At 72.0% G+C, this 12,893-nt stretch carries 15 protein-coding genes; 3 read left to right on the plus strand and 12 right to left on the minus strand.

The features are described from left to right. Positions 1 to 433: 433 nt before the first annotated feature. On the minus strand, positions 434 to 976 hold the full coding sequence (locus LADH09A_RS30700; protein ID WP_238649164.1) for a hypothetical protein: 543 nt from the start codon (positions 974 to 976) through the stop codon (positions 434 to 436). 295 nt (positions 977 to 1,271) lie between these two features. Between LADH09A_RS30700 and LADH09A_RS30705 the strand changes: the two genes are divergently transcribed. Both LADH09A_RS30705 and gnd read left to right on the plus strand, forming a co-directional pair. Further along, positions 1,272 to 1,568: an MTH1187 family thiamine-binding protein gene (locus LADH09A_RS30705; RefSeq protein ID WP_238649165.1), complete on the plus strand. Its 297-nt coding sequence runs from the start codon at positions 1,272 to 1,274 to the stop codon at positions 1,566 to 1,568. Between the two features lie 104 nt (positions 1,569 to 1,672). Then, on the plus strand, positions 1,673 to 3,115 hold the full coding sequence (gene gnd / locus LADH09A_RS30710; RefSeq protein WP_238649166.1) for an NADP-dependent phosphogluconate dehydrogenase: 1,443 nt from the start codon (positions 1,673 to 1,675) through the stop codon (positions 3,113 to 3,115). 37 nt (positions 3,116 to 3,152) lie between these two features. On the opposite strand, the gene LADH09A_RS30715 is transcribed toward gnd, so the two are convergent. From LADH09A_RS30715 to recO, 5 genes are all read right to left on the minus strand, one after another. Further along, entirely contained in the window at positions 3,153 to 3,914 is a 762-nt protein-coding gene (locus tag LADH09A_RS30715; protein ID WP_238649167.1) for a pirin family protein, read from the minus strand. Further along, a complete protein-coding gene (locus LADH09A_RS30720) occupies positions 3,911 to 4,168 on the minus strand; it encodes a thioredoxin reductase (RefSeq protein WP_238649168.1) in 258 nt (85 codons plus the stop codon). The genes LADH09A_RS30715 and LADH09A_RS30720 overlap by 4 nt, the downstream gene beginning before the upstream one ends. Positions 4,169 to 4,426: 258 nt before the next feature. Continuing rightward, positions 4,427 to 4,612 (minus strand): hypothetical protein, encoded by a 186-nt coding sequence (locus LADH09A_RS30725; protein ID WP_179780512.1) that lies wholly within the window; start codon positions 4,610 to 4,612, stop codon positions 4,427 to 4,429. A 69-nt stretch (positions 4,613 to 4,681) separates the two neighbouring features. Next, positions 4,682 to 5,494, minus strand: a complete 813-nt coding sequence (locus LADH09A_RS30730; protein WP_238649169.1) for an isoprenyl transferase — start codon at positions 5,492 to 5,494, stop codon at positions 4,682 to 4,684. Between the two features lie 4 nt (positions 5,495 to 5,498). After that, positions 5,499 to 6,365 (minus strand): DNA repair protein RecO, encoded by an 867-nt coding sequence (gene recO, locus LADH09A_RS30735; protein ID WP_238649170.1) that lies wholly within the window; start codon positions 6,363 to 6,365, stop codon positions 5,499 to 5,501. 102 nt (positions 6,366 to 6,467) lie between these two features. Here recO and LADH09A_RS30740 point away from each other — a divergent pair, with 102 nt between their 5' ends. Then, the gene (locus tag LADH09A_RS30740) at positions 6,468 to 7,274 is read left to right on the plus strand and encodes a DUF4097 family beta strand repeat-containing protein (protein WP_238649171.1); all 807 of its coding nucleotides are present in this window, start codon (positions 6,468 to 6,470) and stop codon (positions 7,272 to 7,274) included. Here the strand turns inward: LADH09A_RS30740 and LADH09A_RS30745 are convergent. The 6 genes from LADH09A_RS30745 to LADH09A_RS30770 form a co-directional block, all read right to left on the minus strand. Beyond that, a complete protein-coding gene (locus tag LADH09A_RS30745) occupies positions 7,261 to 8,478 on the minus strand; it encodes an acyltransferase family protein (RefSeq protein ID WP_238649172.1) in 1,218 nt (405 codons plus the stop codon). The two genes, LADH09A_RS30740 and LADH09A_RS30745, sit on opposite strands and share 14 nt — an antisense overlap. Before the next feature lie 176 nt (positions 8,479 to 8,654). Continuing rightward, a complete protein-coding gene (gene era, locus LADH09A_RS30750; protein WP_372492387.1) occupies positions 8,655 to 9,551 on the minus strand; it encodes a GTPase Era in 897 nt (298 codons plus the stop codon). A gap of 5 nt (positions 9,552 to 9,556) precedes the next feature. Continuing rightward, entirely contained in the window at positions 9,557 to 9,940 is a 384-nt protein-coding gene (locus LADH09A_RS30755; protein ID WP_238649173.1) for a cytidine deaminase-like protein, read from the minus strand. Further along, the gene (locus tag LADH09A_RS30760) at positions 9,933 to 11,357 is read right to left on the minus strand and encodes a hemolysin family protein (RefSeq protein ID WP_238649196.1); all 1,425 of its coding nucleotides are present in this window, start codon (positions 11,355 to 11,357) and stop codon (positions 9,933 to 9,935) included. The genes LADH09A_RS30755 and LADH09A_RS30760 overlap by 8 nt, the downstream gene beginning before the upstream one ends. Then, positions 11,333 to 11,806: an rRNA maturation RNase YbeY gene (gene ybeY / locus LADH09A_RS30765; RefSeq protein ID WP_238649174.1), complete on the minus strand. Its 474-nt coding sequence runs from the start codon at positions 11,804 to 11,806 to the stop codon at positions 11,333 to 11,335. The genes LADH09A_RS30760 and ybeY overlap by 25 nt, the downstream gene beginning before the upstream one ends. A 15-nt stretch (positions 11,807 to 11,821) precedes the next feature. Next, positions 11,822 to 12,880: a PhoH family protein gene (locus LADH09A_RS30770; protein WP_238649175.1), complete on the minus strand. Its 1,059-nt coding sequence runs from the start codon at positions 12,878 to 12,880 to the stop codon at positions 11,822 to 11,824. Between the last annotated feature and the right edge of the window lie 13 nt (positions 12,881 to 12,893).

Genomic DNA, 12,893 nt, shown 5'->3' on the forward strand with positions numbered 1-12,893 from the left:
GGCCGGGGTGGGGGGGGGGGCGGGGCGGGGGGGGGGTGGTCGGGGGGGGCGGGGGGGCGGGGGGGGCGGGGGGGTGGGGGGGTGCGGGGGGTGGCGGGGAGCGCGGGGAGCGCGGGGGGCGCGGGGAGGCGGGGGATCGCGGGGATCGCGGGGATCGCGGGGATCGCGGGGATCGCGGGGATCGCGGGGATCGCGGGGATCGCGGGGATCGCGGGGATCGCGGGGATCGCGGGGATCGCGGGGATCGCGGGGGTCGCGGGTGCGCGGGCAAGATCCGCACAACATCAGGGATGTAGTGGCCTCCTTGGCGACGGAGGCCACTACATCCCTGAACTTGCTGCCATCAACCGCCGCGCGCACCGGGCACCGGGCGCGGGCAGGGCACGGGGCGCGGGAAGGGCACGGGGCGCGGGCAGGGCAGGGGGTGGACCGGTCAGCTGCGGCGGAAGGCGTAGCGGCGGGCCTGACCGGTCTGTTGACTGCGACCGCCGCCGGAGCGGTTGCCCCCACCCTGCGGCGGTCCGGCTGTCGGCGCCGGCGGTCGCTTGGCCGCCTTCGGCAGCTCCGTCAGCGACGGCGCGTCGACTGCTGCGGGCACGTCGATCGACGGCGGCAGCTCACCCACCGTCGGCGCCTGGAGCGCCGGCTCGGCCAGCAACGCCGGCTCGCCCCGCACAGACGGGTCGACCAACACCGCCGGCAGCACCGGCTCGGCCAGCAACGCCGGCTCGGCCAGCACAGACGGGTCGACCAACACCGCCGGCAGCACCGGCTCGGCCAGCACCGCCGGCTCGGCCAGCACCGCCGGCTCGGCCAGCAACGCCGGCTCGGCCAGCAACGCCGGCTTGCCCCGCACCACCGGGTCGACCGCGCGGTCGAGGTCGTGGCGGGTCGGTGGGAGCAGGCTGTGCTCGGCCGCCGATTGGGTGCCGAGCGGCGTACTGCGGGACTTCTTCGGATTGCGCCTGGCAGGCATCCGGGCCTCCTTCAAAGCCGACCGGCACGGCCGGTCCCGCGCGCCGGCGGTCGGTCGGATCGGCTGGTGACCGTCGTCCTGCGACGGTCCAACGGGGAAGGGACTGCTCACCGGGGGTCGGGACACGGCCAGCGCCGCCGAATGGCGGGTGGGAGATGCGGGACGCCCGGGAGCGCACGGACCGCGACGCGGGGCGGCGGGCCGGCTCGGAAGATGGGGCGTCAGTAGCGCATACCCGCACTCTATCGACCCCGGGTGCGGCGGCGCAGCCGATTTTCCTGGCACCATCGGCAACATGCTGATCGCGTTCTCGATAACCCCGCTCGGTGTCGGTGAGTCCGTCGGTGACCTGGTCGCCGAGGCGGTAGGGGTGGTCCGTGACTCGGGCCTGCCCAACCGCACCGATGCCATGTTCACCACGATCGAGGGCGAGTGGGACGAGGTGATGGCGGTCGTCAAGCGGGCGGTCGACGTGGTGGGCGCGCAGGCGCCCCGGGTGAGTGTGGTGCTCAAGGCCGACATCCGGCCGGGGGTGACCGACGCGCTCACCGCGAAGGTGGCGCACGTGGAAAACCGGCTGGCCCAGGGCTGAGTGCCATCGGCCGGTGACCGGCTGTTGGACGGCGCTCCCCCACGGCCCCTGCGTCGCGATACCGTCGCAGCACATTGACACGACGGCGAGAGGTGGCGGCACGGATGGTTGAGCAGGCGAGGGCGCAGATTGGTGTGACCGGGCTGGCGGTGATGGGCCGGAATGTGGCCCGCAACCTGGCCCGCAACGGCTTCACGGTGGCAGTGCACAACCGCTCGCCCGAACGCACCCGCAGCCTGGTTGCCGAGCACGGCGACGAGGGCACGTTCGTGCCCGGCGAGACGATGGCCGACTTCGTGGCGTCGTTGGAGCGGCCCCGCGCGGTCATCGTCATGGTCAAGGCCGGTGCGCCCACCGACGCGGTGATCGACGAGTTGGTGCCGCTGCTGGATGAGGGCGACATCATCGTCGACTGCGGCAACGCCCACTTCGCCGACACCCGCCGCCGGGAGGAGGCACTGCGCGCGCAGGGCCTGCACTTCAGCGGCACCGGCGTCTCCGGCGGTGAGGAGGGCGCGCTGCGCGGGCCGAGCATCATGCCGGGCGGTTCCACCGAGTCGTACGCGAAGCTCGGGCCGATGTTCGAGAAGATCGCCGCGCAGGTGGACGGCGTGCCGTGCTGCATGCACGTCGGGCCGGACGGCGCCGGGCACTTCGTCAAGATGGTGCACAACGGCATCGAGTACGCCGACATGCAGCTCATCGCCGAGGCGTACGACCTGCTTCGGGCCGGTCTCGGCGCGGAGCCGGCGGAGATCGCGGAGATCTTCCGCGACTGGAACAACGGCGAGCTGGAGTCGTTCCTCATCGAGATCACCGCCGATGTGCTGGCGCACACCGACGCGGCGACCGGGCGGGCGTTCGTGGACATCGTGCAGGACCGGGCCGAGCAGAAGGGCACCGGCCGGTGGACCGTGCAGAGCGCCCTGGACCTGGGCATCCCGATCACCGGGATCGCCGAGGCGACCTTCGCCCGGTCGCTCTCCGGGCACGTCGACCAGCGGGAGGCGGCCCGTCGGGCGTTCCCGGACGCGGGTGAGAAGTGGCAGGTCGCCGACCGGGAGGCGTTCATCGAGGACGTCCGCCGGGCGCTGCTCGCCTCCAAGATCGTCGCGTACGCGCAGGGCTTCGACCACATCCGCGCCGGCAGCCAGGAGTACGACTGGGATATCGACCTCGGCGGCACCGCGACGATCTGGCGGGGCGGCTGCATCATCCGGGCCCGCTTCCTCAACCGGATCCGCGAGGCGTACGACCAGCAGCCCGACCTGTCGACGCTGCTGGTGGCGCCGTACTTCGCCGAGGCGGTCGCCGCCGGTGTGCCGAGCTGGCGTCGGGTGGTGGGTGACGCGACCCGGGCCGGTGTGCCGACGCCCGCGTTCTCGTCGTCGCTGGCGTACTTCGACGCGCTGCGCGCCGAGCGGCTGCCCGCCGCGCTGATCCAGGGCCTGCGGGACAACTTCGGGGCGCACACCTACCAGCGGGTGGACCGGGACGGCTCGTTCCACACCACCTGGGCCGGCGACCGCGCCGAGTCCCCCGCCTGACCTGGGCGACGGTCACCTGACCCCGCCCACCGTGGGGTCAGGTGACCGTGGCGTGCATCTCCCAGACGAGGATCTCGGCCGGTTCGTCGGCGGTGACCCGTCGGCCGCCGGTCCTGGTGAGCCGGGCCGCGTCGCCGGTGCCGAGTGGGCCGCTGCCCTCCAGGGTCACCGTGCCGTCGGGCACGTACACGTGCACGTAGGGCGCGTCGGGGATGGTGACCTCGTCGCCGGGGGCGAGTCGGGCGGCGTGCAGGGTCGCGTACCGGTTGCGGATCCGGATGGCGGACGCGCCGTCGTAGCGTTCCATCCCGGAGGCGATCGGCACGAGGCCGCCGCGGAGCAGCTCGTCCTCGATCTCCAACTGCTCGTAGCCGGGGTCGACGCCCTGCTCGTCGGGGAGCACCCACATCTGCACGAAGTGGACCGGGTCGGTGTGCGGCTCCTGGTTGTTGAGCCGCCAGGCGTCGTTCTTCTCCGAGTGCAGGATGCCGGTGCCGGCGCTCATCCGCTGGGCCAGCCCCGGGTAGATCACCCCGGAGTGCCCGGTGGAGTCCTGGTGCACCAGGGAGCCCCGTAGCACCCAGGTGACGATCTCCATGTCCTGGTGCGGGTGGGTCTCGAAGCCGGCGCCGGGTCGCACCACGTCGTCGTTGTTGACCAGCAGCACACCGTGGTGGGTGTTGGCCGGGTCGTAGTGCCGGGAGAACGAGAACGAGTGGTGGGAGTCCAGCCACGAGATCCGGGTGGTGAAGCGGTCCTCGCCACGGCGGACGTCGACGGCGGGGGCGGGCGCGGTCACCAGGCACGCTGCCCGGTGTCGGAGGTCGACGGCGCCCAGGTCAGGGCCGGCTCGCCGGTGGCCAGCTCGGCGATCTCGCCGGTGCGTACCTGGGGGGTGTGGCCGAACTCGGCGCAGTGCTGCTCGGCGATCTCGGCACAGATGTCGGCCACCTGTTCGCAGATCGGGTCGCCCAGATCCGCCGCGTTCAACGCCATGATCATCTTGAACCGAAGGTCCCGCACACCCACCCCAAACCGCCGTAGTCCCGCCACTTCCGGACCCTACCCGCCGCCCAGATGACGAGACCTCAAAACAACAGCCGGGTCCCCCCGCCGAACCCCACGCCCCCACGCCCCCACACCCCCAGCCGCGTCGATCATGGACTTGTGGTGCCCCACAGAAGTCGCGAAAGCGGCGGAACCGCCCACCCAACTCCAAGATCGACCGGGTGGGCGCGGGGCGGGGTGGGCATGGGGTGGCGCCGCCCACACGGGGGATGTGGGCGGCGCCGGGGAGGGTGGGGGTCTGGGTCAGAAGAAGCGGCGGCGCTTGGCCTTCTGCGGGCGCATCAGGTCAGCGCCCTTGGTCAGCAGCCGGGTCACGCCGGAGGGACCACGCCGGGCCTCCAGGGTGTGGCTGAGCCGGCGAGCACCGGCAGCGGCCAGTGGCACCGCGACCGCCATCACCGCCCACTGGGCAATGCGCTTCTGGATCATGTGGGTTCACCTCCGTCAGTGGCTTCTGACGTCTCTGATACCCAGAGTGACGTGCGGGTAAGCGTCGGTTCAGAGAACCGGGGCGACCGGGTTGGGCAGCGCCCCGCCGAAGCGCCGGTCCCGCTGCGCGTACAGCTCACACGCGTACCAGAGGTGGCGGCGATCGAAGTCGGGCCAGAGCGTGTCCAGGAAGACGAGCTCGGCGTACGCGGCCTGCCAGAGCAGGAAGTTGGAGATCCGTTCCTCCCCGGAGGGGCGCAGGAACAGGTCCACCTCCGGGACCTCCGGGTGGTACAGGTACTTCGCGACGGTCTTCTCGTTGACCTTCGCCGGGTCCAGTCGGCCGGCCGCCACGTCCCGGGCGATCGCGGCTGCGGCGTCGCCGATCTCGGCCTGCCCGCCGTAGTTGACGCAGAACTGCAGGGTCAGCGTCGAGTTGTCCCGGGACATCTCCTCGGCGGTCTGCAACTCGGAGATGACGCTCTTCCACAACCGCCCGGCCCGGCCCGACCAGACCACCCGCACGCCCAGGTCGACCAACTCGTCGCGGCGGCGACGGATCACGTCCCGGTTGAACCCCATCAGGAACCGGACCTCGTCGGGCGAGCGCCGCCAGTTCTCGGTGGAGAACGCGTACACCGACAGGTACGGGATGCCCATCTCGATCGCACCCTCGATGGTGTCGAAGAGGCTGTGCTCCCCCGCCTCGTGCCCCTTGGTGCGGGGCAACCCGCGGTCCTTGGCCCAGCGACCGTTGCCGTCCATCACCACCGCCACGTGCTTCGGCACCGCGTCGGCGGGCAGCGCCGGCGGTCGGGCGCCGGACGGGTGTGGTGTCGGGGGCGTCGGCTCGCGCCGGCCGGCCTTCTTCGATCGGATCACTCGGTCACTCCCTGTTCGCGCCGTCCGCCCCGGCCTCGACGTCGCCACGTGGCCGGAGCACCACGGCCCCGGTGCCATCCGGCGGCGAGGCCGTGCTGGTCGCCGAGGGACCCCGGTCGACCAGCGGCAGCGAGCGTAGCGCGCGCTCCAGGTGCCACTGCAGGTGAGCCGCAACAAGGCCACTGCACTCCCGGCGTACGCCAGGGTCGGTGGCGTCGGCGAGCACCCAGTCGCCGGTGGTCAGCGCGGACATCAGGTCGACGGTGGCCGGCGCGGGATGGGCCGCGCCGGGTGGCCGACAATCGGGACAGACCGCGCCGCCGGCGGGCACGGAGAACGCCCGGTGCCGGCCGGGGGTGCCGCAGACGGCGCAGGCGATCAGCGCCGGCGCCCAGCCCGCGAGGGCCATCCCCCGCAGCAGGTACGCGTCGAGCACCAGGGTGGTGTCGTGCTCACCCCGGGACAACGCCTTCAGCGCGCCCACGGTGAGCTGGAACAGCCGCAGCGACGGCTCCCGCTCCACCGGGGTCAGCCGCTCGGCGGTCTCGGCGATCGCACTCGCCGCCGTGTAGCGCGGATAGTCACCCAGGAACCGCTTGCCGTACAGCTCGATGCCCTCGACCTGGCTGACGGTGTGCAGTGAGCTGCCGTGGTTGCCCTTCGGGTCGCCGGCGAGCTGGAGGTCGACGTGGCCGAACGGCTCCAGCCGGGCACCGAACTTGCTGGTGGTGCGGCGGATGCCTCGGGCCACCGCGCGCAGCCGGCCGTGCCGACGGGTCAGCAGGGTGATGATCCGGTCGGACTCGCCGAGTTTCTGCACACGCAGCACCACCGCGTCGTCGCGGTAGAGCTGTCGGCGATACCCGGCCATCGGGCCATTCTCCCTCGGGGTGTGAAATCAGGGTCGGTTCGGGGTGGATGCGCGGATGAACCCCGATGCGCGTGGCTCCTCACCGGCCGTAGCGTGCTGGCCATGGCATTGCAACCCACCACCGACGCTCGCCGTCGTCGCGCCGCCGCCCCCGTCGCCCTGGGGCTGGCAACCGCCCTCATCGTGCTCGCCGGGTGCGACAACCTGGCCATGCGCCGACTCGACTACGACGACACCGAGGCCGTGAAGATCACCACCATCCGGGTGCTGCCGGGTGCCGGCGACGTGATCGTCCGGGGCACCGGCACCGCCGCGGAGGCGAAGATCAAGCGGGTGGTGCGCTACCAGGGCGGGGAGCCCGAGGCCCGCTACGAGATCAAGGGCAGCGAGCTGGTGCTGGACACCGACTGTGGCGACCGGTGCAGCGTCTCCTACGAGGTGGCCGTGCCGGAGGGCGTCGCCCTTCAGGGCGAGTCCGGCTCCGGCGATGTCGAGCTGAGCCGGGTCGGTGCGGTGGACCTGCGGCTGGGCTCCGGTGACGTCCGGGTCAGCGGTGCCTCCGGCGCGGTCACGGTGGAGACCGGCTCCGGGAACATCGAGGTGAGCGAGGCCAGCGGGGCGATCCGCCTGCGCGCCGGCTCGGGCGACATCACGGCGCGCCGCCTCGGTGGCGCGGCGGACGCCGAGGCAGGCTCCGGCAATGTCACCGTGGAGTTGGACAAGCCCGCCTCGGCCCGCGCGCACGCCTCCAGCGGCGACGTCACGCTGCTGGTGCCGGCGGGCCAGTACCAGGTGCGCTCCAGCACCGGGTCCGGCGACGCGCGGATCACCGTCACGCACGATCCGGCCGCGACCGCCGTGCTCGACGGCTCGGCCGGCAGCGGCGACGTCACGATCAGCCAGCGCTGACGTCGCTGCGTGCCGCCTCAGACCGCTGCGGTGGCACCGCCTCAGCCCCGTACGACGGCACCACCGCCTCAACCCCGTGCGGCGGCACCACCGCCCGAGTCCGCTGCGGCGGCACCACCGCCCGCCCGAGGGTCACCCCGGCCGGCTGCTCGTCGGGACGGCCGCAACGCTCGGCGTCGGGCTGGTCGGCCGGCTCGGTGGCCTCGGCGGGGCCGCCGGGGATCAGCTCCGGACGGCGGCGGGCGGCGACGTCCTCGACCCAGCCGATGGCCAGGGTGACCAGCCCGACCAGCGCGAAGACCAGCACCACCCGGATGGCCAGACCCACCGGGTCCTGATGGGACCAACCCACCACGTCGACCAGCGGGGTGAGCGCCACCACGAACGGCATGTGCCAGAGATAGATGGTGAGCGCCCGCCGGTTGACCACGGTCACCGCCCGGTCGGCCAGCCGGCTTCGGCCCAGCCAGGCCACCCCGGCGGGGCCCCGACCCAGCACGATCAGGATGAAAGCGGCCGACCACAACGCGTTGCCGAGGTGGTTGTCGTTGAGGTCGTACCCGCGCGGGCCGGGATGCGCGACGATCCAGGCGCCGCCGCTCACCGCGAGCACGAGCGCGACCGGGTACAGCACCCGGCCGGCAAGCCGGCGCAGCATCCCGGCGTGGTGGGCGAAGCCGAGCATCCATGCTCCGAAGTAGAGCCCGAACTCGCGCAGCACCGGCGGCGCCGGGTAGATCCCCACCTCGATCGCCACCAGCAGGAGGTACGGGGCGAGCAGGGTGGGCAGCGGCGCACGACGGAACAGCCAGAACGCGACCGGTGAGGCGAGCACGAACCACAGGTAGTCGCGCAGGTACCAGATGATGCTCAGCGCCAGGGCGCCCCAGTTGTTGGCCGGCGGGTCGGCGATCGGAAACAGCCACAGCAGCACCCGGGGGCTCAGCGGCATCCCGCTGAGCAGCATGGCCGGCACGAAGACCACCGCGAGCACCCACAACGACGGCAGCAGCCGCCGCAGCCGCCGCCCGACCGCCGCCGGCCCGGAGCGGGTCAGCGACGCGGCCATCAGCGAGCCGGCCAGCGCGAACATCACCGACATGGCGGGGAAGACGAGGGTGAGGGTCGCCCATCCGGTGACGTGGTAGACGACCACTCGAACGATGGCCAGGAAACGGAGCAGATCGAGGTACCGGTTGCGCATCAGCCTGCATCTGGGTCGGGGACGCGGGGCGTAACTCCCCTACCCTGCGCGGCGCCCGCGCGAAACGGCCACCACCCCGACCAAACGTGAGCCTTTCCACCCACCAGACCGAAGACGATCATGGGGTACGGCGGCGCCCGGCCGGACCGGATCACCCGGCCGGCCGATGCGGTGGATCAGAAACCCAGCTTGCGCAGCTGCTTCGGGTCGCGCTGCCAGTCCTTCGCGACCCGCACGTGCAGGTCGAGATAGACCCGGCCGCCCAACAGCTCCTCGATCTGCCGGCGGGCGTTGGTGCCGACCTCCTTGAGCCGGCTCGCCTTGTGACCGAGAACGATGGCCTTCTGGCTGGGCCGCTCCACGTACAGGTCGGCGTAGATCTTCATGACCTGACCCTCGGGGATCATCTCCTCCACCACCACGGCGATGGAGTGCGGCAGCTCGTCCCGGACCCCCTCCAGGGCGGCCTCCCGGATCAGCTCCGCGACGAGAACCTGCTCGGGGTCGTCGGTCAGCATGTCGTCCGGGTAGAGCTGCGGCGACGGCGGCAGATATTTGGTCATCACGTCGACCAGAGTGTCTACCTGGTGCCCGGACACCGCGCTCACCGGCACGATCTCGGCGAACTCCCCCATCTGGCTCACCGCGAGCAACTGCTCCGCCAGGCGGCGCTTGTCGACCAGGTCGGTCTTGGTGACCACCGCCAGCACTGTCGCCTTCAACTCGGCCAGCTCGCCGGTGATGAACCGGTCACCGCGCCCGACCGGCTCGTCGGCCGGGATGCACAGGCCGATCACGTCGACCTCAGTCCAGGTGGACCGGACCAGGTCGTTGAGGCGCTCGCCGAGCAGCGTACGAGGGCGGTGCAGGCCCGGGGTGTCGACCAGGACCAGCTGCGACTCCGGTCGGTGCAGCACGGCCCGGATGACGTGCCGGGTGGTCTGCGGCTTGTTCGAGGTGATCGCGATCTTGGTGCCGACGATGGCGTTGGTCAGCGTCGACTTGCCCGCGTTGGGCCGGCCGACGAAGCAGCCGAACCCGGCACGGTACGGCCGTGCCTCCGGGTCCTGCACGGGGCTCACTGGGTCACCGTGCCGAGGACCGTGCCGTCGGGAGCGGCCAGGTGGATCGGCGCGTCCACCGCGAGGTCACGCACCGCCGCGTGACCGGCGCCGTCCAGCGTCGACGCCTCGGTCACCACCGCCGCGGCCTCCAGCCGGCTCGCACCGGCCGCCACGGCCGACGCGACCGCCAACTGCAGAGCGGTGAGGGTCAACGAGGGCAGAGCGACACTGGCCGCCGCGTACGTCCGGCCGTCCTGATCCCGGACCGCGGCGCCCTCCACGGCACCGACCCGTCCGCGGGCTCCCCGGGCCAGGACGACGAGCTTGCCGTCCTCGGCGCTGAGCGTCGCCGACGCGGTGGGGGCGGGTCGGGCGGGCGCGGCGGGTGTGTCAGGCATCGGCGGCTTGCCTCTCGTCATCTCGGTAGTTGTCCGTGTCGTCCCCGGGGCCGGCGTGGTCGCCACGCCCCGCGGTGTCCTGTTCGTGGCCCGACTCCACCCGGCTGACCAGGACCGTGTCGATCCGGTTGCGCCGGCCGGTGGTGCCCTCGGCCACCAGCCGGAGGCCGGCGACCTCCGCCTCCGCACCGGGGAGCGGCACCCGCCCCAGCGACTGGGCGAGCAGGCCACCGACCGTCTCCACCTCGTCGGTGGGCAGATCGGTGTCGAACATCTCGCCCAGGTTCTCCACCGGGAGGCGGGCGGTCACCCGCACCGAGGAGTCCGCCAGACGTTCGACGGGCGGGCGTTCGACATCGTACTCGTCGGTGATCTCACCGACGATCTCCTCCAGGATGTCCTCGATGGTGACCAGACCGCCGGTGCCGCCGTACTCGTCGACGACGATGACCAGGTGGTTGCGGGCCGCCTGCATCTCCGACAGGAGGTCGTCGACCGGCTTGGACTCCGGTACGAAGGTCGCCGGGCGCATCAGCTCGGCCACCGGCAACTGCTCGGCCGCCGGGTCACCGCCCCGGGAACGCCGGATCAGGTCCTTGAGGTAGAGCACACCCAGCACGTCGTCGACGCTCTCGCCGATCACCGGGATGCGGGAGAAACCGGAACGCAGGAAGAGCGCCAGCGCCTGCGCGAGCGTCTTGCCCTCCTCGATCCACACCATCTCCGTACGCGGCACCATCACCTCACGGGCGATGGTGTCGCCGAGGGCGAAGACCGAGTGGATCATCTGACGCTCGCCGTGCTCGACCACGCCGCGTTGCTCGGCCAGGTCGACCAGCTCCCGCAACTCCACCTGGGTGGCGAACGGCCCCTCCCGGAAGCCGCGGCCCGGCGTGACCGCGTTGCCGATCAGGATCAGCAACGACGCGAGCGGGTTGAGCGCCCGGCCCAGCCAGCGGACCATCGGCGCCACCGCACGCCCCACGGCGTACGCGTGCTGCCGGCCGATGGTGCGCGGTGCGACGCCGACGACCACGAAGCTGACCACGGTCATCGCGCCGGCGGTCACCAGCGCGGCCCGCCAGCCCGCACCGAAGCTGTCCACCGCGACAAGCGCCACCAGCGTGGTGGCGGTCAGCTCGGCGAGCAGCCGCAACAGCAGGAGCAGGTTGAGGTGCCGGACGACGTCGCCGGCGACGACCTGGAGGGTGCGCGCACCGCGCACACCGTCGCGGGCCAGCTCGGCGGCCCGGGCCGGCGAGACTGCGGCGAGAGCCGCCTCGGTCATCGCGATCAGACCGGCCAGCACCACCAGGCCGGCGGCGAAGACGATCAGCTGCAGGTCGGGAAGGCCGGCGGTGGCACCGGCCGCGAGTAACGGAGGAGTGGACATCACTGGGTGCGGGTCGACCGCCAGCTGCCCAGCAGTCGGGCCTGGAGCGCGAACATCTCCCGCTCCTCCTCCGGCTCGGCGTGGTCGTACCCGAGCAGGTGCAGCACCCCGTGCACGGTGAGCAGGTGCAGCTCGTCGGCCGGCGTGTGCCCGGCGGTCGCCGCCTGCTTGGACGCGACCTCGGGGCACAGCACGATGTCGCCGAGCAGGGCGGGCTCGCCGCCGGCCGGCGCGGACTCACCCGGGCCGTGGTCGACACTGCCCTCGTCCATGGGGAAGGCGAGCACGTCGGTCGGGCCCTCGCCACCCATCCAGCGGTGGTTCAGCTCGGTCATGTAGTCGATGTCGACCAACAGCACGGACAACTCGGCGAGGGGGTTGACCCCCATCTCGTCGAGGGCGTGCCGGGCGACGGCGAGCACGGCGTCGGTGTCGACGTCGACACCGGACTCGTTGGCGATCTCGATGGACAACTGCTTTCCTCTGCTTTAGCGGCGGCGGGCGGCCCGGCCGCCCTGGGCGGGTCGCCCGGGCACGGCATGGACGCCCTGCGCCTGCTGGTCCTCCCGCTCGGCGTCCCAGCGGGCGTACGCGTCGACGATCTCCCCGACCAGACGGTGGCGGACCACGTCGGTGCTGGACAACTGGGCGAAGTGCACGTCGTCGACGTTTCCCAGGATCTCCCGGACGACCCGCAGGCCGCTGCTCGTCCCGCCGGGAAGGTCCACCTGGGTGACGTCACCGGTCACGACGATCTTGGAATTGAAGCCGAGTCGGGTGAGGAACATCTTCATCTGCTCGGGCGTCGTGTTCTGCGCCTCGTCCAGGATGATGAACGCGTCACTCAGCGTCCGGCCCCGCATGTACGCCAGTGGCGCGACCTCGATCGTGCCGGCGGCCATCAGCTTGGGGATCGTCTCCGGGTCGAGCATCTCGTGCAGCGCGTCGTAGAGCGGGCGCAGGTACGGGTCGATCTTCTCGTTGAGCGTGCCGGGCAGGAAGCCCAGTCGTTCACCCGCCTCCACGGCCGGCCGGGTCAGGATGATCCGGTTGACCTGCTTGGCCTGCAACGCCTGGACGGCCTTCGCCATCGCCAGGTAGGTCTTGCCGGTGCCGGCCGGGCCGATGCCGAAGACGATGGTGTTCGAGTCGATCGCGTCGACGTACCGCTTCTGACCCAGCGTCTTGGGGCGGATGGTGCGCCCGCGACGGGAGAGGATGTTGAGCGTCAGAACCTCGGCGGGCCGCTCGGCGCTGCCCTGCTCGAGCATGCCGACGGTACGCCGGACGGCGTCAGTGGTCAGGGTCTCGCCTTTCTCGATGAGTTCGAGCAGCTCACTGAAGACGCGCTCGGCGAGGGCGTTGTCCGCGGGCTCACCGGTGATGGTGATCTCATTGCCGCGAACGTGCACGTCACTGGCGACCGAGCGTTCGACGAGTCGGAGGATCTCGTCGCCTGCGCCGAGCAGATTGACCATGATCTTCGAGTCGGGCACGGTGATCCTGGTCTGCACCCGGGGCGGGCCGGGAGGTGGGGTGCCGGTCATAGGTCGGGCCCGT

The sequence above is a fragment of the Micromonospora cabrerizensis genome (genome assembly GCF_022230955.1).
GTDB lineage: Bacteria > Actinomycetota > Actinomycetes > Mycobacteriales > Micromonosporaceae > Micromonospora > Micromonospora cabrerizensis.